Origin of the sequence: uncultured Butyricimonas sp., assembly GCF_959596855.1 — a bacterium.
GTDB classification, from domain to species: domain Bacteria; phylum Bacteroidota; class Bacteroidia; order Bacteroidales; family Marinifilaceae; genus Butyricimonas; species Butyricimonas muris.
The window spans coordinates 1-24,581 of record NZ_CAUFYA010000047.1 but is presented as its reverse complement, the minus strand read 5'-3'; the positions used below and the strand labels follow the sequence as shown (position 1 = coordinate 24,581).

General features: G+C 38.4%; 19 protein-coding genes. 4 read left to right on the top strand and 15 right to left on the bottom strand.

Annotated elements, in window-relative coordinates; genetic code table 11:
* Nucleotides 1–201: 201 nt before the first annotated feature.
* The 15 genes from Q5866_RS17050 to Q5866_RS16980 form a co-directional block, all read right to left on the bottom strand.
* Nucleotides 202–528, bottom strand: coding sequence for a hypothetical protein (locus Q5866_RS17050; protein ID WP_303181466.1), 327 nt, complete (start codon nucleotides 526–528; stop codon nucleotides 202–204).
* Between the two features lie 6 nt (nucleotides 529–534).
* Nucleotides 535–3,831 carry a DUF6443 domain-containing protein gene (locus Q5866_RS17045; RefSeq protein WP_303181465.1) on the bottom strand — a complete coding sequence of 1,099 codons (3,297 nt, stop codon included), beginning with the start codon at nucleotides 3,829–3,831 and terminating at the stop codon, nucleotides 535–537.
* Between the two features lie 17 nt (nucleotides 3,832–3,848).
* The gene (locus Q5866_RS17040) at nucleotides 3,849–7,745 is read right to left on the bottom strand and encodes a hypothetical protein (RefSeq protein WP_303181464.1); all 3,897 of its coding nucleotides are present in this window, start codon (nucleotides 7,743–7,745) and stop codon (nucleotides 3,849–3,851) included.
* A 728-nt stretch (nucleotides 7,746–8,473) separates the two neighbouring features.
* The gene (locus tag Q5866_RS17035; RefSeq protein WP_303181462.1) at nucleotides 8,474–9,544 is read right to left on the bottom strand and encodes a type II secretion system F family protein; all 1,071 of its coding nucleotides are present in this window, start codon (nucleotides 9,542–9,544) and stop codon (nucleotides 8,474–8,476) included.
* Nucleotides 9,534–10,046: a type II secretion system protein gene (locus Q5866_RS17030; protein WP_303181461.1), complete on the bottom strand. Its 513-nt coding sequence runs from the start codon at nucleotides 10,044–10,046 to the stop codon at nucleotides 9,534–9,536. Before Q5866_RS17030 ends, Q5866_RS17035 begins: the two co-directional genes overlap by 11 nt.
* Complete coding sequence (locus Q5866_RS17025) at nucleotides 10,039–10,398, bottom strand: hypothetical protein (RefSeq protein WP_303181460.1); 360 nt, start codon at nucleotides 10,396–10,398, stop codon at nucleotides 10,039–10,041. The genes Q5866_RS17030 and Q5866_RS17025 overlap by 8 nt, the downstream gene beginning before the upstream one ends.
* Nucleotides 10,386–11,615 (bottom strand): hypothetical protein, encoded by a 1,230-nt coding sequence (locus Q5866_RS17020; protein ID WP_303181459.1) that lies wholly within the window; start codon nucleotides 11,613–11,615, stop codon nucleotides 10,386–10,388. Before Q5866_RS17020 ends, Q5866_RS17025 begins: the two co-directional genes overlap by 13 nt.
* 44 nt (nucleotides 11,616–11,659) lie before the next feature.
* Entirely contained in the window at nucleotides 11,660–12,121 is a 462-nt protein-coding gene (locus Q5866_RS17015) for a hypothetical protein (RefSeq protein WP_303181458.1), read from the bottom strand.
* Nucleotides 12,118–12,528, bottom strand: a complete 411-nt coding sequence (locus tag Q5866_RS17010; protein ID WP_303181457.1) for a hypothetical protein — start codon at nucleotides 12,526–12,528, stop codon at nucleotides 12,118–12,120. Before Q5866_RS17010 ends, Q5866_RS17015 begins: the two co-directional genes overlap by 4 nt.
* A complete protein-coding gene (locus tag Q5866_RS17005) occupies nucleotides 12,492–13,004 on the bottom strand; it encodes a hypothetical protein (protein WP_303181455.1) in 513 nt (170 codons plus the stop codon). Before Q5866_RS17005 ends, Q5866_RS17010 begins: the two co-directional genes overlap by 37 nt.
* Complete coding sequence (locus Q5866_RS17000; RefSeq protein ID WP_303181454.1) at nucleotides 13,001–14,041, bottom strand: hypothetical protein; 1,041 nt, start codon at nucleotides 14,039–14,041, stop codon at nucleotides 13,001–13,003. The genes Q5866_RS17005 and Q5866_RS17000 overlap by 4 nt, the downstream gene beginning before the upstream one ends.
* 23 nt (nucleotides 14,042–14,064) lie before the next feature.
* Entirely contained in the window at nucleotides 14,065–15,942 is a 1,878-nt protein-coding gene (locus Q5866_RS16995) for a type II secretion system protein GspD (protein WP_303181453.1), read from the bottom strand.
* Nucleotides 15,943–15,985: 43 nt separating this feature from the next.
* The gene (locus Q5866_RS16990; RefSeq protein WP_303181452.1) at nucleotides 15,986–17,383 is read right to left on the bottom strand and encodes a GspE/PulE family protein; all 1,398 of its coding nucleotides are present in this window, start codon (nucleotides 17,381–17,383) and stop codon (nucleotides 15,986–15,988) included.
* Nucleotides 17,380–17,859: a hypothetical protein gene (locus Q5866_RS16985; RefSeq protein ID WP_303181450.1), complete on the bottom strand. Its 480-nt coding sequence runs from the start codon at nucleotides 17,857–17,859 to the stop codon at nucleotides 17,380–17,382. Before Q5866_RS16985 ends, Q5866_RS16990 begins: the two co-directional genes overlap by 4 nt.
* Before the next feature lie 5 nt (nucleotides 17,860–17,864).
* Nucleotides 17,865–18,272 carry a type IV pilin protein gene (locus Q5866_RS16980; protein WP_303181449.1) on the bottom strand — a complete coding sequence of 136 codons (408 nt, stop codon included), beginning with the start codon at nucleotides 18,270–18,272 and terminating at the stop codon, nucleotides 17,865–17,867.
* A 525-nt stretch (nucleotides 18,273–18,797) separates the two neighbouring features.
* On the opposite strand from Q5866_RS16980, the gene Q5866_RS16975 reads away from it, so the two are divergent.
* From Q5866_RS16975 to Q5866_RS16960, 4 genes are all read left to right on the top strand, one after another.
* Nucleotides 18,798–19,121 carry an AlpA family transcriptional regulator gene (locus Q5866_RS16975; protein WP_303181448.1) on the top strand — a complete coding sequence of 108 codons (324 nt, stop codon included), beginning with the start codon at nucleotides 18,798–18,800 and terminating at the stop codon, nucleotides 19,119–19,121.
* Nucleotides 19,122–19,596: 475 nt separating this feature from the next.
* Nucleotides 19,597–22,989, top strand: coding sequence for a helix-turn-helix domain-containing protein (locus tag Q5866_RS16970; RefSeq protein ID WP_303181446.1), 3,393 nt, complete (start codon nucleotides 19,597–19,599; stop codon nucleotides 22,987–22,989).
* A gap of 282 nt (nucleotides 22,990–23,271) precedes the next feature.
* A complete protein-coding gene (locus Q5866_RS16965) occupies nucleotides 23,272–24,060 on the top strand; it encodes a hypothetical protein (RefSeq protein WP_303181445.1) in 789 nt (262 codons plus the stop codon).
* Nucleotides 24,061–24,326: 266 nt separating this feature from the next.
* A partial coding sequence (locus tag Q5866_RS16960; protein ID WP_303181444.1) for a hypothetical protein occupies nucleotides 24,327–24,581 on the top strand: 255 nt, incomplete at its 3' end.

The window sequence follows — 24,581 nt, the reverse complement described above, 5'->3', positions numbered from 1 at the left end:
CAAGATACAATTGATTTTTTAATAAATTTTCCTAGAAAACGAACATGAAATCTTTGTCTAATTTATTGATAAATCAGAATTTAAATCAATGTCGGAAGAGGGCGGGAATAGTTCAAATTTCTTCCAAAATTTATGAATCACGTGTAAGGTTTGTGAATACGAAATCGAGGTGAAATCTTTGTTCACCTCGATAATTCTTAGTTATTTATTCTTTAGTTTCCATTCTTTCAACCATTGTTTGGTTATTTCATCGTAATTCTCGATAAAATCTTTGCTCACAGGATTCACGTTTATTCCTAAATCTAGCCATTCTTTTATTTCCTGAGCGATTACGTTATAAGCATCTTCTATAGAACTAACCCTTTTCAATTCTTTTCGTTTACCACGTTCTAAATAATAGACAGAATAATTATGATCTGATTCTTTTTTTATATTTAAAGAATCTTCTTTTTCCTCTCCATTAATTGAATATGCATGGGGCATAACACCCCACTCTTGCATTAATTTTAAAAATTCATCCTTTGTCATAGTTTATTAATTTATTTTTTTCAAGTACCCTTCTTTTAAATAAAATTTAATGGGTTTCGTGAATTGATATTGAACTCCGTAACCGTATTGTCCTGGTAATTCTCCTGGTGAAGCTAAAGATTGTTCAACTTTTATTGGTTTTACTACTTTATATCTGTTATATGGAGTCGATCCGGGACGAATAGATCTTGCCTCGTAAGAAGTTCCAATAGGCGAGGCCCAGTTGCCTGTCGGTTCTCCAAATCGATCGATTATCTCTCCTGGTCTTAAAGTTCGTGGTACTTTTGTTCCTGGGATTTCAGAGATTACTGGAAATTCTCGTGGTACGAGTTTAGCAGGTTTGACAGAGGGTAGCATCGTTATTCCCATCCCAATCATTAACACTCCCGTTGGACTGGCATACGAAGACACGAGATGAGCTACACCTAACATTAATTGATTTGATCCAGAGTTGTTCAATACAAACTTTAGGGCTCGCCCCCGAGACCATTTACTCGAAAACTGATTAATCCAGAACATCTCTTCATTGGTTAATGTTCTAGCCACGCCAAGTTCATCTTTCCAGTAATTATTCCAACCTGCTTTTTCCACTCGTCCCGGATCTCGGGTGCTAATTATATAATTCGTAAGAAATTCTTCTTGACGCTCCTTAGGAACTACCACAACATCTTCACTTCCATCATTTGTCCGTACTAATAAATTATAGTCTTCATCAACATAATTCGTGACATAGTTACCATTGGGGTCCAAATATATCAGAGGGTTGTTCACACAATAATTGTAAGGACTATGAGACATATAATTTTCCAACAAAGGATCGGTAGAGAACCAACGTCCTAAAGCACTATCGTACATTCTAGCCCCGTAATCCACGTAATTCAGATTTCCTGTGACTTGTTCCTCCTTCCCATTATACTTGAAACGATTGGCTGCTAATTGTGGATAATCATCTCTTAGATGTCTTGCCCCGAAAGGATAATAATCATTACGTTCTTGTACAACACCATTGCCATTGATAATAGCCCGTATACTACCCAAGTGGTCAGTTAGGAAATAATTTACCTCGATATTGCCATTATTTGTATTATTCACACGAATGACTCCCCCCTCGACACTTGCAGATTCCAACTGTAACCCGGTACTACTATTCTTGTATGTCAAAGAACCCAGATAGTCAAATCCGTTATTATTATCATCACGAACTTGTAATTTGGTCCCGTCACTCAAGTAACTATATTTTACCTTAGCTACATTTCCGAATTTGACTTCACTCAACAAATCTAGTATATTATATGATAAGTTCAAATTTTTGCGGCTATCATTTATCATATTACCATTTTTGTCGTACGTGTAACTTCCTGAAGCAGTACTTCCTCTAGCATAAACATCTTTAGTCGAGGATGTCTGTCCGTTTTCTGTTAACCTAGACAATTGGTTACCATTGTACGTGTAGGTAAGATTGTCCACAATCACACCTTCGGCCGTTCGTTGTAAACTTTTAATATTCCCGTTTCGGTCATAAGTAATACCATTTTCAATATAATTATTCTCAAAGGTATACCAAGAGTTATCACTCTTTTGTATTTGAACAGATTCTATCAATCGATTTAATCCGTCATACGTGAACCCGTAACCTAAAGTGGTTGAACTTGCATGCTGCCATTCCCACTCGCTGATGTTTCCGTTCCAATAGGCTGTTGTTCCCCCTTCTGGGGTCTCGTAACGAAGTTTCATCTTGAAAGGAATACTTTCTTTGCTTGTTAACCATCCCCTGATGTTATAAGTCATCGTCTCTTCAATATTCCCATATTTCTTTTTTACAAGTCGCCCTACTTCATCATACGTGTAAGAAATGAAGGCAGGAGTTCCATCGTTTAGTTTGTTGGAAGATGATAATAATCGATTCCGATTGTCATATAAATTTATGTTTTCCAAGACATTAGTCTCGTCATCGACTTGATGACGTTCCTGTTGTTGAATAATATTGCCTGCAAAGTCATATTTCATACTTACCAGACTTGTTCCTCCTTGAGGATTATTGCTTACGGTCTGGATTACACGGCAGCGGCTATCGTAATATGTTGAGGTCGTTAGCCATATGTTGGTTCCAAGTATCCTTGTTTTCATGCTAGTTACTAATCCCGTTACAAATTTGTGATAATCATTCGAATATCCGGGAATTGATTGAAATGCAAGAACAGGAACATCAGATGAGGCTATATAGGAATCATACAATGTATATTGTAAAGGAGTACGCTCCCCTGTCGGGAGAAAATTAGTACTATTAGCAGCTAGAGAGAGAAGTGTCGAGTGAACTGCAACCGAAGATATAACTTCCCCGCTTTCAATCACTCGGTTAAAATTGTCATATAAAGAATAACTCCACTTGTTTATGTTTTCCGAACGTTGTATACCATCTTGGCTCATCACCAGTCGGTCTCGCTTGTCATAAACCATGTAGATGGGGTCACATCCCGGTAAACGTTTCTCGATCAAATGGCCAAAGCAATCGTAGTTATATCGATAGGCCAATCGCTGTAAAATGCCTTCATCGATTGAATTCCCGAGTTGGTAGCTTGCTTCGGGAGATAAAACGAATCGTAATAATCCTCGGGAATCATACACATGGAATGTTTCTAATCGCTCATTATTAACGACGCTTACTGTTAGTATCGTTTTGTTTTCTCTATCCGTGTAAGAAATAACCTGTTTGCCGTCCTCGTCTGTTGTTGTAATTTTTTGAAGAGTACCAGCTGGATAATATCCATCAATGGATAATCCGTTACTTGTTACCCGATAAAGACGTACCTCATTATCAAGATTTGTTCCGGAAGTTATCACCGTAGCCTTACCATTTTCGTGCCAAGATTTACCCGGACCTGTTTGTTTCACTATACGATTTATAGGACTGTTATCGTAAATTGTCGATGTAAAGGCGTAAGGAGCGTCAGACACTCCGTACACGTTCCAATTTGATGAGGAAAAAGCGTTTTCAATATATTTCCCTTGATTGTCACTCTTGGTATAAGGTAAATACATTCTTTCTATTCTACCTTGAAGTCCGTGGTGATAGGGAAGAACGATATCTCCTTTTCCATCGGGAGAACCAGAAACTTGAATATCTTGTAGTTTTCGGCCCAAACCATCAAGGTAAGTCATATCAAATGTTGTACGGGGACTTGCAATTGATGTGGTCGGATCAAGATATTTCTTTACTACCACATAATTTTTTGTTACGGTGTATTGTTGTCCTATTGATAATAGAGGCAAGAATAACATATATAATAATTGAATTCGTTTCATAATCATTTTTTATATTACTAGAAAATTACATTGTAACTATTCTCTTTTAACAAGTTTCCATCTTGGTCAAATATTTTACTTACTCTTCCAGCGGCATCATATTCGTAACGCTCCATGTTTCCGTTTTGGTTTAATCGACAAAATTGTTGTCCAAATGAATCTGTTGATACAACTTCAAAACTCGTACCCGAGGGAGCCAGTATTGCTAATGCCGTTTTTAAATTTGAAGGGATTTGTACTCTTATAGCTGATATTCCTGTCCCCGTCACTTCTACTTCTTGACATGCAACTTGCCATACACCACCCTTTAAAGGAATCGCAGAGATTGTGCATGAAATTTCTTGATTCCCTTGTATCTTTTTACATATTGGCACAAAGGCTTGATCGACATTTGAGTATAAAACGAAAATCATTTGATACTTGGTTATTGTGTGGATCGGTTTTATTTCCAATTTTTCCGGTTTATTTAAACCCAATAGTTCCGGATTCCAATTCATGTTTAAAATAACACTTGCGATTTCTTGGAGCTGACCTCCATCATAAAATATTGTTAGCATTTCATCTATGCATGATAAGAATTCCATTTGTTGTGTTCGTGGATATTCCATTTCAAACCTATAACCAACATCTTGAAGGTATCCAAGTGCTCTTGCAATCGAAGTTAATTTATCCGAGTTCAGTGCTAATAAACTAGTGTCTCTATTTAATACTTGTCGAGACAATTCAAACAAAATTTTTAGATTTTCAAATTCGTAAGAATTTAAACGCATAGAATCAATTTTTCCAAAACCAGTCATGTATAAGTTACATGCACTTCTCCAATTTGCCATTTTGTCTGCGTATTGCATAATATTTCCTCGTATTTCATGAAGATGATAGTAACGATACATATCTGCAACGTCTATAGAAGATTTATCTGTATCTTTTACTCGCAAAACTAGATTATCTCTGGTCGGATCAAAAATGAATTGTGTCGTTTCATTTTTAGAAATTATTTTTTCTGGTAAATAACGTTCCTCATTTTGAGTATAGCTTATATGTTGCAATTTCGTATAAAGGTTAGTATCACGAGTAAACAAGGAATTTTGAAGTCCAGGTGTTACGAGTATAGGAATTTCTTCATCACCAGAATTAAACAATAAATGACAAGATAAAAGAGGAAGCGTGTCATGAAAAGCTTGATATAGAGATACTTTTTCTTTTTGGAGAAGGTATTGTGTACTTCCGGCTTTTTTTACCAGAGTTTGTTCTTTAATAATTGGGGTTATGATATTGGCTTGTTGCATTTTAGCAATTATAGGGTGAGCGCTATAGGTGAAATCATTTGCTGTGTAGCGGACAATTATTTTTTCATCTCCGTTAGATAAATGTTGGATAATCTTCGTGGGTTGAGTACAATACATGGGATTATCGTAAGTGTATTCAATGTCTGAAACGATGTGTTTATTTGAAGGAAGATTTCCTGTCATAAGATATAAGATTTCCCTTTTCGAATTTGAGCTAGAGAAAACATACTCGATTTGTCTTTTTAATACGACTTTCCCTCCATAATTAATTTTGTAATTTTGAAAAGGTAAAACAACACGAGTTCTAGGTAAAATATTGTTCACGAATATATTTTCGTATGGTCTGACAATACACATTTCTGCAGGGGAATCATTATAAATTAGGATTGGTTGTTGGGCCCGATAAGAGTTATCTAATTCCAAGCTATCCATGTAATAATTATAAGCTGGAATTTGAACAGCCGCTTGGGAAAACAGAAACGGTTCTGGTGGAGTCTGTATTTGCGAAATGCAAGTTCTAAAATAATTGTTCAAATATACATTATAATTTTCCCACGAACGATTAACATCTCCGTAGTATTCTCTTTTCATAAAACTAACTAAATAGCCAGATTCGTCATATATCGCTTTACCAACAAGAAGGCCGCATATCCAGAAGGGAGTGTAATCAGAAGTCGGAGGGATGGTGTACAAATAAGCATTTTTCCCTTTACCTACAAACACTTCTTCTACACATGGATAAAATAATCCTCGGTTCCCTTTTTCGACAGAGTTATTGCCCTGACACATTACTCGTGAATAAATAACACTATCCGAAAATAATGCATATTGAATTCGTTCCCGATCTGTCAAAATTCTATAGATCGAAGCTCCCGGGGAAGGATAACGAAATAGCACTGAATCCCTCGTGTCGTCAGACTCGAAAACGAGACTCTTTATTCTTATTCCTCCATGTGTCCCGCAGTCGTTAGTAATAATCTTATAATATTCATTAGACTCGTAATCGATGGATATTTTAGCTCCCGATGAAGATATTGATTCTAAGCTATTCTTTTTGGCGTAACATATTCGAGGGATACGTGGATCGAATGGCTCATTGCTTGCAGGTGGGGTATAATCTCCCCACATATTTACGCTATCACAATTTACTTCAGGCAAATGATACGTGAAAGTTTGTTGTTGATAAGGGATGCCACCATGACCTTTCCAAGTAATACCATGTAATAAAGGAGTTCCATTCAATTCTATCATCGTTATGGAGTTATCAAGATAGTCTTGTTTGCTAATTGACTTAAGCACATGCGAAGTTCCATTAGGGTTATAATTAAAACGGATACATTCTAGGTCATTTGATATCGAGCAAAGTAAAGGCGAGTATATTTTGTAATAGCACATTGATCCTGTCGTTTTTTCCGAACAATGACATTCTTCAGACAAACATCGTTTCATGCATTCTTTTGCGTACATTAAATACGTTGATGCCATTCCACTGGTCATGCGAATCATTTGATTTAATGCATTAATTATTCCTTGAGAGGCAACTCCAACATCTTTAATATCTGTCAATACTCCTAATAGCTCTTCTTTCAATCGAAGTTTGTTCATCCTGAAAAAATAATCCATGTTAGAGTGATAGTCTAATCTTAAATTATAAAGATATTCCACTTGATCAACAAAACTTTGATGTACTATTTCTTCTCCAGCCAATTGAATGTATCTTTCAAATTCTTGTTTGTATTTATCAAAATTGAGTGCTAATTCTGAAATACTCCTTCCGTATTTATATTTCACGACAGAATTCTGAACGTATTCATTGTAGTTTTTGTCCCTCAAAGGCATTTGATCAGGGAACAAATCAAATGATGAATCATAAATGAACCTAGGGTCATATTTAAAATGAATAGTTCTGTCATTGGGAATCTCTATTTTGCTGATATACCATGCAGAAATGTGCCCTCCGTCAATTACACTGTTAATTCCAACTTGTTCTTGTCTCGTGTAGTTGCACGTCCATTCAAGAACGGAATAAGTATAACGAGTTCCATCTTCATCGGTAATAATCCATTTTGTGATTTGTCTACCATCTGATTCAAATTCAATTTTTACATTCGTTTTTTCGAGAGGTTCAATCATGTATTCATGAAGTCTGTTTGTTGTACCACGTACTAGAAAATTGATCACCCTACCGTTAAAAACGGCTGTGAATATATCTCGTTCCCCATCCCGTTTGCGTTTATTCACCCCGACAATATCTTCTGCTAGAGGGAGAGCGTTGGACATATTTTCCGTGTAAGCCGAACCACCCAAGCCACTCTCGTCTGCAATTCCCCCTTTTACTGTCCGAGTTACAATTCCCCCATATTGTAAACTCCAATTATATCCAATTATTCCCGGCTGCTCATCTTTCGGTCTAACTCCACTTCCTATATAATTTAGTGACACTGGCAAAATGAAATTATTTGATTTGAGTTCGAACAAGGGAATCGTATAGTGAAATAAACCTGTTGAATAATCAACAGACACGTTTTTATTGTGTTCGTATCCTTTTGCCTGTTCGCCAGATTCTATGTTTTGTCCTGAAATGACGCCATAGAACAAAATGCATAATAATAAATATAATATTCTCATAAGTATAGATTTAAATTAGTAATTGTAAATACATTGATTTGATAAGCATTTCGTGATAAACGTGCTATCATGGATATCACGAGTAAAAAATAGGTTTTATAGCGACTTTTTTTAATTTACATTTACGCAAAGAGTTTATGTTATAATAAAATTTATTCAATAAACGTTTCTCTCCAACACAAAGCTGTAAATACATCACATTCACCATCCCTTGCTCTTGGGAGTCTCGCTACATTATTTTTCTACAGGAATACTAGCCGGATTACCCGCACGAGTAACATATCCCAACAAACTATCTTCACCGCCCCCCATCTCTAATTGTTCTAGTAACAACTCCACCGGTGATTAGAGGCCAATTATAGCCAATCACTCTCGATAGATATCTTTCTTGCTACCATTTACCGAGTATCCAAGAGTAAGAGGAAACAGATAATCACCAGATTTAACAGTATACAAAAGCTCTTTGTAATAAAAGTTTCCAATTGTGTAGTCAATTATCACACTTTTGTCATTTAAATATCCCTGTGTCTGCTGCCCCAGTTCAAAATTTTGAGCCCTAGTTATTCCCACAAGGCTAAGAAGACATAAAAATAATAATCGTATTCCATGTTTCATAATTATTTGTCATTAGTAATTAGACCTCATTGTTATAAAAATCATTTTTTCTAATCAAATACATTATTTCTTTCTCATAGGCATCAAGAATTAAAGTTTTACATTTTTTTTAGTTAACCAATGACCCCACCTAGCTTGAACATCGGCAAGTACATAGATACAAGTACGAGGGCAACAAGTCCCCCGACACACAAAATAAGAACAGGCTCCAACAGGTTTCCGAGTTGTTTTAATTCATGCTCCAATTCTCGGGTAAGATCTTCTCCTTGTTTTAAAAGCATATCCCCAAGACGATTCGTTTCCTCGCCGACTCGCACCAGAGTGATTAGCTTTCTGTCGTAGATAGTCGGGAAGAGAGCCAACGTGTCCGCGAACAATTCTCCCCGTTTCAAAGCACCACAAATAATATCAAAAGATTGTTGATAAGGATAAAAGGTGATAATATCACGCAACATCTCGATCCCGTTCAGTAGCGGCACACCCGAACCGTAAAGCAAATAAAGCAACTTACAGAACCGGGCTTCCTGGTTTTCCCGTACTAGTTTCCCGATTCCCGGCAAACATAACAAAAGGAAAGAAAGCAAGAAACGTACACGATCCGTTTTCCCCTGAAAAAAGAAAAACAAACCACTACCGAGAAACAATAATGAAAACCCTAAAAGATATGAAGTAAAATTTCCAGACAAGGTTATAATCCAGCGAGTCAAGGCGGGAAGTTCCCCTCCCATCCGGGCGTAAACTTGTTCAAACATAGGCACTATAACAAGAATCATGAATATTAATACCACGAAGGCAGTCACTAGAATAATCAAAGGATAACTGACAGCTCCCGATACCATACGACGTTGTTCTTCCCGTTTCCGGTAATAATCCGACAAGAAAAGCAAAGCTTCATCTACTCTTCCCGTTTCTTCACCTACACGTAAAACACCACAATCCAACGAGGTAAATTTACCACTGGCAGAAAAGCTCTCCCATAAAGTATTTCCTTCTATCACGGAAGCATATAGGTATTCCAGTAACGATTTCACTTTCTTGTTACTTTCCCCATCAATTAATAGACAAAAAGAACGAGAAAAATCCAAACCGGATGTCAAGAGAGAATACAACTCGGAAAACAAAACCTCTTTCTTCCCGTTCTTTAATTGCCAGCCCTTTCCGCCAGAATAAATCTTACTTTTCATTATCATATCTTTTTTCATGTTCTCGAATACATTCTGTCACCTTGTTTCCATCCCGGTCCCCGATCGTGAAAGGAAGTTCGACAAGTCCTTTCTTCACCCGTAACCACAACACAAGAGAGTCTACCCGACATTCCCCATTCCTCACCAATCTCCACCCGTTCACCCTCTTGAAAAGTGTATCTATAAATTCCCCTCGTGTCAACACAAGCAAAGAATCACGGTATCCAATGGTTTCATGAATTATCCCTTTCCTGTAAAAGTCCAACCTTTCATTTTGATTCAGTATACTATCACATTCCCGGAACAACCCGTCTAATTCAAAATACTTCTCTTGTAACCCACAATGAGAGTTCAAACGTACGATCATCCGGGAGGTAACTTTACGGATCATTCCAACTCCTTCAAACACGGATAAGAAAATAATACCAGAAATAATCATCACGATCAATACCTCCACCAGCGTGGAAGCAATCAATACCTCTTTTTTCCAATAGTCATTCATCTGTCATTGATTTTATCAAATACTTGTACTTCCATTTATTTTCACCCTTAAAGGGACAGACTTCGATAGTTAATCGCCGCACTCTACCCAAGTAAGGTTCAAGTTCTATTTCCAACGTTCCCCAGTCGCAACATCTCGTGTACTTACCCACTTTATAATTTTCCTCGACATATTCCAGATAACATCGTTTTATTTCCAAGCTGATAATCAAGTTTTCATCAGGATTTGGCTCTTTAAATGTGACACGGATCAATATCTCCATCACAAGCATAAAAGTCCCCATCCAGATCACGGATGCGACAACACACTCCACTAGGGAAGAAGCTGGTAACTTATGTTTCAATCGAGCCATTTTATTTCCCTCCTTTCATAAGGTCCATCCATCCAAAATGGGAAACTCACGGATGAATGTGTCAACAAGGTTATGTTATAAAGAATACTAGAATAATACCCTTCTGGGGCAAAATAGAAACAATCCCGAACGTACAAACATCCCGTCACGAACCCGTGTACCTCGGCCACCCCGTCCACGTACACGAGTCCTCGTACTTTTGATGTAGCAGGTTGAAAGTAGTTTGCAGAAGGTACTTCCCCTTTTTCTTCTTCTCCTCCACTAACAATCACGAAACCATTTACCTCACAATGTTCTCCCAAGCGGATCAACCGATCGGGACATTCCCCACCTATCCATAATCCGGAGCCTGGTGAAAGAATCACATCATCCCCAAGAAGGATCGAATCCTTGGCAAACACTTGCATATTGCCCCGGAAACCATCCGCTATTTCCACCTTCGAGGCTACCAAGATCACATCCTTAAAACAATTATCTTGTTCGACGAAAACACTCCCCGTACTATACAGTATCACTTTACCGGAAACGTTCATTCCCGACAAGTACTCACTCGCTTGAAAACATAGCAAGGAATCAGTGAAAGCACGATGAACCGGAATTCTCGAAAGCAAAGAAGAAAAATCATCTATCAAGAAAAGGCGTTCAATCACCTCTTCCGTTTCTACCATCACATCTGGGAATTTCTCCGCCCCACGGGTTATTTGCTCTTGTCGTAACGGAATTCCGCTAAAAAATTCCGATAGGATCTGGGTATAAGCAATACCGTTGCGAGATATCCTCAACACCCCTTCCACTGTTGATTTTCCCGTCAAAGAAAGAGCCTTATTATTTTCGGGAATATACAAGTTTGCTCCATGAAAACTTTCACGGACCCTTCCGATCAATCGGCTTTCCTGTACTCCTTCTTTCGTGGTCATGGTAACAACCTCGTACAATCCCCATCTTTCACGAAAAAATTGAACCCGAGAAGACGAATCTCCTTCATAAAGCTTTACACCACGACTCTCGTCCAACCGTTCCATCAACGTGCTATCATCCATGTACAACACGAACCCTGATTCCAAGTTAGCCCGTTGCTGTTCACGTTCGTAAAGACGGTAAGACACCATTAAATCTAGATCCCACAGAGACATAACTGTTAAGAGTCCCAATAACATAAGCGTGCAAACCACCAGCACGGTAGCCAGCACGGAAGCCGGTATCATGTAATCTCTCATTTTTCAAGTTTTAAATTATCCCGACAAGCGAGTCCCAAGAGTGTTCAATTTCTCTGGATCGTGTACTTATTCTTACCTTTACAAACAATGATTGAATCTGTATAGACTTTCTTAATCGTGAAACCGTCAATCTTGTCAGTGGGTGTAATCAACCGATTTTCCCCTCCTGACTCCACCAAAAGAAAATCCTTTTCTCCTTTCCGGATTTTCCCGAGCAAAATAAACGATGGGGCTAACTCCTCCATGGGAGACACAAGGACTCTCGGTTCTCTTTTCTTTCCCCTTGATATTACCTTGACAGGAATAGAACCGAGAAAAGGATCACGGTAATTTAGCAATAAAGTATCTTTTAAACCGGACATTTCATCCTCGTGTCGAATCGGTTCAACGCTCGTCAAACGGGGAGCGTCTGTAAGATTGATTAAACGGACCACAATCACACCCCAAATTCCCGTCGCGACAACAAGCAACATCCATAACGTTCCTTTCTTTTTCAGTGTTCTCATGACTCGTTCTCTTCAGGTAACACGATAATAGTTCTAGTGGAATAAATACCCTCGTAAGCCGAATTTTCTGGTCTAACCCGCCACTGGTACTCCCCCGGTTTCAAGGTAAAAGGGAATTGTCTTCCTGTAACAAGCGTGTCCAACAAATATCGTTCAGGTCGTTCAAATCGCGGGCTCACGATTACCAAACGATACCTCGTAGCCCCCTCGATTTCTTCCCAAACAAAAACCTGCTGCCCGTAACTGGTTCTGATACTATCACCGGGAGCGACCAAGACCACTTCTTTTTTTGATAGATCTTTCTCGAACACGTCTTCACATCCAAACGCCAAAAACATACACAAGATCATAGGCATAACTATTTTTCTTGTCAATCGTGCCATACCACGCTTAATTGTTGTATCCATATCGTCATCTTTAATTGTTTTGACTTTCTTACCCTATCCGGGAATACTTGAAAAGTGACAGAAGTCACCTTCCCCAGCGTGTTATCTTTCTCGACAAAATCCAATAATTTCACGAGTGAAATATAATTTCCTGCCAAGACTAACATTCCGGCATCAACCCGGGTACTATTTTCTTCCCGGACCACGTTAGGCGTGTAACTATCAACATTCACATTTTCTTTCGCCAGTATTCCAGACAACTTGCCTAACAGACGCCCATCCCGCAACACGGCTTCCCCATTCCAGTTATTCTCCCAATCCGAACTTTGCCCGTTTACAGGGCCAGCTTGTAACCGTTGAATTCTCTCTTTCATTTCCTTGTAATCATGCCATATAGAGATCGTTTCCCTGAACCCAAAAAACCAAGCAATAACGGGTACTAGCAATAACATCCCAAGCAACTTCCCGAGATTTTTATATTTCATCCATTCTTTCATAACCAGACATTCATTTTAAAGACAAACTGTCCCGTTTCTTTTTCCCTTTCAAGCAAGAGAAGTTTCACATCCTTCACTAGATCAAGAAGTCCTACCGTGCTTGTAAACCCCGTGATCTCATCTGCCGTGCTACACGTTCCTTTCAACCGTATCAACCCTTCACGAATAAGCAAGGGTTTGTTTTCCTCGTGTGACTTTAATAAAGGGTTCACTTCCATACTCTCCAAGTTCATGTTCTCAGGCACCCTCGATGCGATTTTATCGACAACGGGAGCAACCTTTATATTCCCTGAACTAGAAAACTCGTCTACTACTGCCCGAACCTCTCTGGATAGTTTATCTCTTTTAGAAACGTCCTTCTCCAAAACGGAAAGTTCTGCTCGTGCGTTGGCACTTTTGTCTCTTAAATCACCATTTATCCAAAAATTGACAAACAACAATATCAACAAACAGGCAAGCAAGGGTAGTTTTATTTTTTTCATGAAAAGCGAGCAAAAATAATTTCCCCTAGCGGTAGATTCAAAAAACACGCTCCACCTCAAGTTGTTTCTATAGTAACTCTTTATTATTTCAAGCACGAAATTTTCCTCCCCTGTAACCATTTCCCCATCAAAGATTCGATCATCTCCTTGCACTGGCCTCACGTGAAAGGCAAAAGGAGTTATCCCATTTTTATCCATCACGTCAAGTAAAGGTGCAATTTGATCGTTCCGTGTAAAAGCTAAAACATTTCTCCCTTCTTCTTGATCAACATACTCCCACAAAAGTCCCTCGTTACCCGTAATACGTTCCAAATCATTTTCATGATTATTCAATTCTTTGGTGATAACATTTTCACCCGTGACAACGATTACAACAGGCGCTCGTTTTTTCTCCTCAAAAAAAACTTTCAAATCCACTTCTTCTAACCTTTTCTCCACACGAACCTCTTCTTTCTCAAAAACACACTCGATCACTGTAATTACAGCGCTATCCCCCCGGCGAGTTCGGACTAAAATCACGATCAGGTGCTTTAATATTTTATTTAATCCAATCATCTTGTTTTTTATTTAAATACACGTCAATACACGACCGTGGGTTTGATAAACACGTTCAACTTCTCATCCACTTTATTGTTTTTCACGGAACCAAATAACCATTTCAATACAGGCACCCGTGCAAGGAAAGGTAAACCACTCGATGTTTTCTCTTTGCTATTCCTATCCAAGCCCCCGAGTAATACCATCTCCTCGTTACGCACGTGAACAAGAGACTTGAAACTTCGAGTAGCCGTACCAGGAGGAGCGTCTTTTTCTTCTCTGGCTGTAAACTCGCTTTGCTCGATCTCTATCGTGAGAGTAATTTTACCATCCAAACTCACGAAAGGAATTATTTTTAACGTTAAATTGGCTTCCACGTTTTTCCATGTATAAGATTCCGAGGGGACCGGGATCTGCGAACCGTAATAATTATTCTGTACTTCCTTGTAATACTTCGTTTCCCCACTCTTGAGCGTTGCCTCATGACCATTCAAGGTGGAAAGTTTGGGAGTGGATCGCAATTCGATATTACCAGCTTCTTCCAAGGCTTTCAAGCTCATGTAAAAATCCGGGGTCACCTTTCCCAAGTTGATCGAGCCGAACCCGTTAAAACTATTGATTAATTTATTAATAGAATTTGCAGACAAGGACATGCTCACGCCCGGGCTTACCGTTCCAAGGGTTTGAGTTGGCTTTTCTCCAATTCCTGCTGTTATCCCGACCTCGTGAATTACACTTTTTTTCGAATTCACAATCAATACTTCAATCGTTACCAGGGGAACGCTACGGTCTATGGATTTCAAGAAACGTTCCACCTCATCCACTTGCCGAGAAGACCCCGTGGCAATCACGCTATTCTGGTCCGGGAATAACTGTACTTGCATCCCGTTCTTGAGTACAGTAGGAATTAACTCGATCACTTTATCCACGGAGCGGTAACACATCGGGATCACCCGGGTCGTGGCAAAATCCTTATTTTTAGTGGCAGACCCAAAGAGAAACACCCCATCTTCCTCCTTGTACGTGAAAGGCGTACCGGCAAAAAGCACACGAAACAAGGAATACAAATCAACCCCTTTCACGTGTAATGCCGTTTCTTGATCTAAAGAGGTCAAGAAAACCCGATTCAAGCCAAGTAATGAACAGATTTCAAGCACTATATCGTGTACATTTCCCTTGTTAATGGATGCCGTTATTAATCTCAAACTATCAATAGATACTTGATCTGGAGAAAAATTTCTCCGGGGCCTATATAACGAGTTCATCTTACCTTGTTCACTCCCAGCCGGAATCTCCGGGGCTACTAATGTCCAAGTCCCTTTTTTAGACCTAAATATTTCCAAGTTGTTCACGGAAGCTAACACAGGCAGGGCCTCGTCCACGGGCATTTTGTTCACGTAACCGGAAACCCGATAATCATACAAGCTTCTCGGGACGACAACTTGCACCCCGGTTAAGCTGGAAACAAGCTTGATCACCGATACCAGGTTATCCTCCAATAGATCGTAACTCAAAAGACTCTCCACGCTATCAAATTCAATTCGAGGCTCTCGGGGTATATTGACTGGAGGAAGCGGTGTTGTAATTGAGACAATATTTCCCACAACTTCCAGTTCAAGATTATATTCTTTACAAAGAAAAAAAAGTAGTTCATCCACTCTAGCCCGGTTAAAATTACATGTTACCTCTTGATCTTCGTTTACCTTGTAACAAAGGTTTACCCCATTAACACGCGCAATCGTGCGAAAAAATTCCCCTAAAGACAACTTCCCGACAGAAATATCTATCTCAGAAAAATAGGCACTATCTCTATGCACCACTCGTTCCAATCGCACCTGAATAGAATCCAAGCGTTCAGTCTGTCCTCTCAGGGAACCGACGGATAAAATCACGATCAACACTAGTATTATAATTCTCATCCTTTATCCTCCTCTATTCTATAATTCTTACTCCTATTTTTTATCAATGAAGTAACGTGATTACCTCTTCTAACGATGTTTGCCCCGTCTCCAGTAACTCTATTGCCGAATCCGCCAAGGTTCGGATTTTTCTTTCACGAAGATAGGGTTCCACGTCACTCTCTTTCTCTCGTATCACGGAGGCAAGCTCTCCATCCACGGGTATCACCTCATAAATAGCTTTCCGTCCCCTGTATCCCGTATAATAGCATTGTTCACACCCCACGGCCTTGAACAAAGTTTTTACACTACTTGGCACACCAAGCATAGAATCATTAACCTTGATTTCCTGTTTACAGCACGGGCATAACAGGCGGACGAGACGTTGAGCCACACACGCGACAAGAGTATCCGCAATCAGGTAGGGGTGTGCCCCCATGTCTATCAGACGGGACACGCTTCCCCAAGCGCTATTCGTATGTATCGTTGACAAGATCAAGTGTCCCGTTAAAGAACTCCGGATTGCCATATGTGCCGTGTCCGCATCCCGGATTTCCCCCAGCATAATAATATCTGGGTCTTGGCGCAGGAACGTGCGCAGAGCACTAGTGAAAGTTAATCCGATCTCTTCTTTTAGTTGAACTTGATTCACTCCCTGCAAGGTATATTCCACGGGGTCCTCAATCGTTAAAATATTACTAGTCTCCTCGTTCAAAAGTCGGAGCGTGGCATATAAGGTTGTGCTTTTCCCGGAACCCGTAGGCCCACTAATCAACACCAAACCGTGGGGGTTCCGAACGGCTGCCAGAAAATCAGTCAACTGCTTCTTGGAAAACCCAAGGTTCTTCAAGTCCAGCAATTCCACGTGGCGCGTTAAAAGGCGCATCACGATTTTCTCACCATGAATAGTTGGTAACGAGGATACCCTGACATCAAATTTATCATCTCCCTCGTTATAAAGAATCCGGCCGTCTTGTGGTAAACGCTTCTCGGAAATATCCAAGTTTGCCAAGATTTTTACTTGATTCACGAGGGCTGCATAATTTCCCCGTTCGATCACGTGCCGTTCGATCAACTTTCCATCTATACGAAATCGTACCCGGCAACGATCCTCGTATATTTCAAGATGTATATCACTAGCATAACTCTGAAAAGCCTCTTCAATTAACCCATGTAAAAAACTCCGTTTTCCACTTGTACTCGAATTATTCTTTCGTTCCAGTTCTTGGCGGTAACTTCGATTTAACAATCGAGCAAATTCTTCTTTATCCAGGTACTTGATCTCGATCTCTTTACCAGTCAACACTTCAAGCTCCACGAGTACCCTCTGGTACTCGTATCCTTCTTCCCCGTAACAATAAACAGTATTCCCCTTCTCTTGAAAAGGAACAAGCCGGTATTCCCACGCCTCCCGGGTGGAAAATAACTGAAGAACCTCGGTAACAACATGAATATCTTTCATAACAACTGGATTTTTAATTCGTCAAAAAGAAAACGGAATACAACTAACACCACGTAACATATACCCACGGTACTCACGAGAGGGATTGTCAATACTTTAGTTCGCCAAGAATAAACACCCCACCAGATCAAGCTAAAAATAAATGATACCATTAAAAATCGGGGAAATTCCAATTCTTTGAAAACTGGGATCAAAAAAATAAAAAATAAGATATCCCCCAAGCCAATATAATTATGTAGCACTTGCGCCCACCTCACTCGTCTAGCTTTCAAGTAAAGAACTATCCCCAAACCAAGGAATAGCAGGATTCCCAAGTTTATTATTCCTCGTTTTAGAATCTCGTGTATCCCGAACAACCAGTACGCATAACAGAACTGCCACAACCCAAAACATACCAAACAATACATATTTACTTCCCGCTGCCGGAAATCAGATCGAATCATCATAATTAAAGGAATCAACACGACCAATCCCATACCTTTCAATCTTTAGTAATTTCTTTCAATTCTTTATCCTGATTTATCTCCCAAACATTGAATTCACCGTCCCCATCAAAATCCACCACCGCCGTGGCCCTTGCACGAAACCCCTTCTCGTTTGCCTCTACAATCTCTATCTTGTAGTTCGCATTTCCCCCTTCCGTGACAAGTTTCGACTGTTCAAAACCTAAATCATCTAAAGAAGTGGAATAGCGGGAATGAGTGTAAAAATTACTCTTTTGCAAGGTATGCAGGAACACTAATTGTTGTTGTGCCTCTGTACTTTTCGCTTTTGATATCAAGGGCATCAAATTAGGCAAAGCGATTAACACGAGAATCCCAATAATAACCAAAACAACAAGTAATTCGGGTAAAGAGAAAGCCTGTAAATTATTCCGTCTTCGTTTCATAAAATTCTTCCATTTTAAATGATATATAAAATTTGATTCACGCTTCAATATATTCTACCCCGACAAGACCTTATCAGGTGTGAATAAATTTAAAAAGTATTTACCAAAAAGTTTGTGTGTATATTATTGAGTTAAATGAGAATTTTTCGCGCTTTTGTTAACAAAAGAACAAAAAGAACAACCACCTAATAATTAGTTCATCAGTTCCAATGATTAAGATTTTCGATCGAAATATCCATACTAATTTAGTATTTAATGTGTAAAAAATTAATACGTAAACCTTAACTCCATATTTCCTATTATCAATAGACTTATATAAATGATTGATAAATTTACATGTATATACACTCCTTCTTCACACACAACATTGGTTCGAAATGGAATTGCAAATGAAGTAAAATAACACACCTTGCCTTCATCCCGCTTCTATTCTACAAAAAAGATATACATACACATTCAATTATTTCGGATAAAGGCTGTTATGTGTTCGTTTGTATTATATTTGTATTAAACAAATAAAAAGCCATGAACATTTCAGAAGATACTCCTATAGCATGCCTAACAGTCGGACAATTTATCAATATGATCAAAGACTATATGAATTCGGCTACACCCGAAAACAGACAAAATGAAATAAACGAACGTCTTGGAGTAAAAGAATTAATGACTCTTACCGGGTATTCTAGGGATTCTATATACAAACTTGTGAGACAAAGGAAACTACCATTTTACAGATTTGCCGAAACAGGACGTCTTTGGTTTAAAAGAATAGAAATAATCGAATGGATTGAGAATCAAAAAAGAAAAACTTTTGATGAATTAATCCAAGAAAAAAAGATCAGATTTTAATACGGGAAGCTACTTTAGAAGTAACTATTATTAAGCTTATGGATAATTCTGCCCCTATTATACGCACCAAGAACTTCTTATTTATCTCCTACATTTACCTTTTACATTGCTTTTCTCACAGTGCCTAAACTATCCGCTATATTCTATGTTTTATAAAATGAAAAATGAGCGTATCAGGCGTGTGTAAATTAATTCAAACAAACAGTATTGGAACGAAAACATCATAAATAAATATCTATTTTCACACGTTACAAGCATAATTATTCATTTGTATTATTAAATTTGCAAAGAATACAAATAGGATAAATTTTGGCAAATGGAAAAAAGATGGATTACAAGTCGCAAGACAAGCAAAAGGAGTAGATTACTTTAAACGGTAATCTTAGTTAGTATTAACAACTTGAACAAACAAGTTGTATTAATCTATGCTCTTAAGCAAAGGCCTAAGAATATTATCTATATTTATTACAGGTATATGAAAGATATTATCAACATTATGACGAACAGGAAACCGACCACGTTCATTTCCCCGGAAGAATTCTATAGCCTAATACAAGCCACACCTCACCAACAACAAGTAATAAATAAATATGACATATCTATTGAAGAGAAGGGTGTTTCATGGATTCTAATTTTGACAAACAAAATAAAAGAGGAATTGGCACACGTGAAACACGGGGATATTGATAATTGGCGCCATTTGTCAGATTTGCTTGCTAAGATTTTGGTTTTCGTGTTGGAAGATTCAGATTACTTAGACTCCATTGGTGAAAGCCAGGAAACCAGAACAAATCTTGAACAACAATTAAGAGAGGTATACTGGAACCTGGAAGCGATCACGTTAATTGACACGAATCAAGATATTCAATATATTACAGAAATCATTCGTAAATTATTAACATCCGGTCATTTATTCGATAGGGATCGTAAAATTTCAGTATTAACAACACTCGTTCTATTCAGCTCGAACATCATAAATCTATCCATTGACGAATACATAAAGCTAGTCGCACTCCTTGATAAATACCTTCAGCGTGACGCGATAAACAATCTTATTCAAGAACGTCTAAGGAAAGAGCGAGATTATTTAGATGACACCTTACGTTATTCTAAAATTCTTGATGAAAAAATAATGCAAAAGGGAGCAAGTGTAATCCGGTTACTGGGTGCTCAATTATTACTAAATAAAACAGAGCTGATCACCACGGAACAAATAACGACCCACGCGGCATTCTACAGGTACATATACGCTCTATCGGGCTACAAACATGACATTATCAGGAATAAAGCTCAAGATTCATTAATACACCAGTATTCTGGAATAGAATTTACCTGGAAAGAAATACTTGACTTCGATTTAGCTGAACTCGTCAAAAAAATTATTTCCTCCGTGTCCGCTACAGAAACACTCGATTCCAAGAAAAAAAATTTCCAGGGACACGGGGAGATCATCCTTCATGATGGAGTACTCGAAATCTATCCCAATTTTACCCCCAAATATTTGGTTTCAGATATCGGATCGTTCCTCAAAGATGATATAATTTTGTTCTCGTCCTCCCGAGAAGTAGATTTACACGCAGAGGATATCGAGACGCTCAGCACGAGTTGGCGAACACTCATTGATGAATACTCGAATCGTCCAAAAGAAAAAATAATTATCAAGAAAGAACGCCCGGTGGTAGGAAACGAGGTTAAAATCCAAATCAAAACACTCGGGCCCAACAACCCGTTGTTCGCTTTCGTGAGAATCGTTGATGAACGATTTGAAGGTGAAGGAATATTACATGTAAAAGGTATTACCCGAGTGATCTTGCGTACTCTTGAAGGGATTATAAACCCCGGGGACATCATGACCGCCGAAGTTGTCGAATCCAGCCCGGATCGTTTATCTTTTTCCATTATCGAGCAACTTGACGCATCCGTCGGGGGACGTTTTCATAAAGATGAACTAACGAATGCCAAACTATTGGCCAAGCGGGATGACTTGCTCACGTGGGTCAGTGAAGAAGGGTACTCCTTGTACACCTCTCCCACCCCGAAGCCCGACCCACAAGTCGGGGATTGCTATATATTGAAACTCACCGATGTAAATTTCAACGGGTATATAAAAGCCAAAATTCAAGAACAAGTTGATCATGATTTTGACATACATGATGCCGTGGCCGATCTCCTATACCACTACATAGATATTGATGGCAATGAAGCTAACGACTACATGATGGCTGAAGCTAACGAACCATCATTCCCTCTAGCTCCAAGTATTATCCAGGAACTTGAATTACTTCTTGACACCTACACACGTCAAGATTCAGCAACAATAGATAAGATCAACGACCTATACCTGTGTAAATTATTCAATCTTATCACGGGAAACAAACGGGCGATAAAATTTTACACGATACAAATAAACTATTACCTGACCCTATTTCAATTCGCGAAAGGTTTCAAACTTGATGTAGAAAACTGGCTCACGGACGAAACGGTAAATTCTTATCCCTTGTTGCAAAATGCCAAAGAGACATTATCCATATTGAACCTGTTTAACAAGAATGAACACGACCAAGATCTCTTATCCATTATCAATTCAAGCGTGAATCCCGATAACGTGAAACTGGCTCGATTGGTTTTAACAAATAATCTCGTGAACTCACTAAAACCGGAGATCTCTGCTCTCGTGAAACCAGAGATATTATCCCTTTTGTCTTTTCATGAAAAGAAAGAAAAGGAAACAAACGAGCCTAAAATCTCTTCATCGGTGTATTTTGGCAAAGAGGGAGATAACCGGGAGTTTAAAACCTCTATCGTATTTTCCAATAAAACCGGTAGTGCAAACCCCGAGAGTCAATTAGAAACGATATTTCGAGCCGTAGCGGGTTTCTTAAACGGGGAAGGTGGAACCATATACATTGGAGTGGCCGATGACGGGATTCCGGTCGGTCTTGAAGATGATTTCAACTATCTTCACGGTGATGAAGACAAGTATCAACTTATTCTTCGCCAGTACGCGGTAGAAAACCTATCAAAAGACATTAATGGCCTACTAACCATTGTCTTCAAGAAATTCAAACAAAAAACAATTTGTGCGATTTCCGTTCCAAGTTATCATCAAGTTGTATCTTTTAAAGGTACCGTGTACCAGCGTCAAGGGAACGCTACACGACCGCTCAGGGGAAAGGATTTAAAATTGCTAAAGTTAAGAAAGCAACAACATTCTCTTTCTGTAAAAGCGACTTATCCTTTATTTCCCGATTCTCCTGGTTATTTTACCCTTCCAGACCCACAAGTAAATGTTCGTGATAAAAAAAACTTGATCGCAACAAGTCGCATGCAATTCTCCCAACCCTCGGCAAACGGTTATTATTCCATACTTGAAAACGGGAAGTACCTATTAACCCGTGAAAAGCCGACAAGAGAGGACACGCGAATCTCCTTACCCATTCCGGATGATCTAGAAAACAACACGCTTCTTTTATTCTACGATAACGGACATTTGAATCGAGTTACCATATCAAATCTAGCAAGTAAAAAATATGATTTCGAGTACCAAAATGCCCTTTACCCGGATGCGAATATATTATTAATCTGTTTCTCAACTAACTCGGATTTTCTCTATCTAAATTGTGAACTAAAAAAAGAAGAGTACATTAAAATCATGCCGATCGACAAGATCAAGATAAATAATGACTTCTCGTTAAAAGGTATATCATTATTACCAAAGTTTGATAACCTTATTAGAATTGATATCTTAAAGAGTGAACAAGCTAAACATCTTCGAATTATAGATAATAACAAGAATAGTTTAGGAACACCGGTCACATCCTTGGAAGTAATTCAAGACCGGCTTTATTTAAATAGCTTGTTCAAATAGAAAGTCTTTTACAAAATATGAAACAAGAGAGGAAATAGAATTTTAAAGAAATACATACACATACAAGCTAATAACACACAATACATTAGCATCAATTTATTTATATTTTTGTTGATTACAAGATTATAAAAACATTTGAATCGAGTATTTCAACTTAATATAGAATATATGAACTCACGTCAAATTACTATTCGGGTGGCACTTCTTTTTCTCGTTTTATTTCATATTCAAATCACGTTATCCCAAGACTTTTCCGTGAAAAGGAACAACGATTCCATTTCCGTGGAAATATTTCATCCCTTGCAAGGTTACACATATAATAAATACACGCAAACGGACTCATCATTAATCATCAGCACGACACTGAAAAAAATAGATTTAATTATAGCGGACTTTAAAAGAGATAGAAGATTTTTCTTTAATTTCCAAGACACCCCTGAAAGAATAAACATACATCCTCAAGAAACAATTGGAGGGGAACCCGGTATCTTTTCAATAAACCTTCTACATACCCGGGATACCTGCACGTTACGAACAAATCACGAATGTATTTTGAGCCAAATCATTTCTCCAACCGGGATATGCCCCACGGAAGAAATAGTATTCAAGGATAGCATATTTCTAAAACCAGGGCAATTTTACCTTTTCAAGATTAAACCGGAAAAAGTAATGGAACTTTCCTTACATTTACAGTTAAAACAGAACCACTCTACTATCGAGGAAAAAGAGTGTATGCTATCTTTCCGGAAAGCAACGATTCAACTAGAATCATTCATCACGGGTGTTTCAACTTCAAAATTCAGTAAGGAAATCACGTACTCGATCAAAACATCACAACCGATCATTTCTCCCCTTTCGCTAGAGATATTGATTCACGTTGTCGAAAACAACAAACCTGGAATCATCCGGGATCACGTAACTTTAGAAAAAGGGATCAAGCAGATTGACATTAAACTGTCAAAAAAATACAAAGGAAGGCTCCCTAGAAACTTCGATATAGAAGCGATTGATATCATGTATCCAGATTCTATCGAAGAATCATTCTATCAAATAAAAGTACTCCAAATATAAAGATAAAAATAGTCTTAATTCCAATTGACTAATGGATATTTATGTTATTAATATCCATTATATATTACACAATAAAAATCACGTGCAAACCCGCACGAACATTCAAAAACGCCTCTTTATTGCGTAATGTTCAAACGTATCATTCTCAAAATAAATCAATTTTTCTCTTGTTTTTGTCACAAATTATTTTAAATTTGTTGTAGTCCCAGTTGTATGTGATTGGGCTATTTATTCATTAACAAATTTAATAACTAAAAAAGTACGCCATGAGAAAAGAATTTTTCAGGATCGGAATTTTCGCTTTAGTCGTAACCTTATCGGGACTTATCGCGAATGCAAATCAAGTAATGGCTTCAAACCTAGTAAAAACAACCATTTTACCAAAGGTCGTACTAAAAACAAGTATTAATTCTACAATTAACGAAGCAAACGCAGTTGTGAGTATTAGTGGCAGAGTGATCGATCAAAACAGTGACCCCGTGGCTTTCGCGTCTATACTCATCGACAACAAACAAACTGAC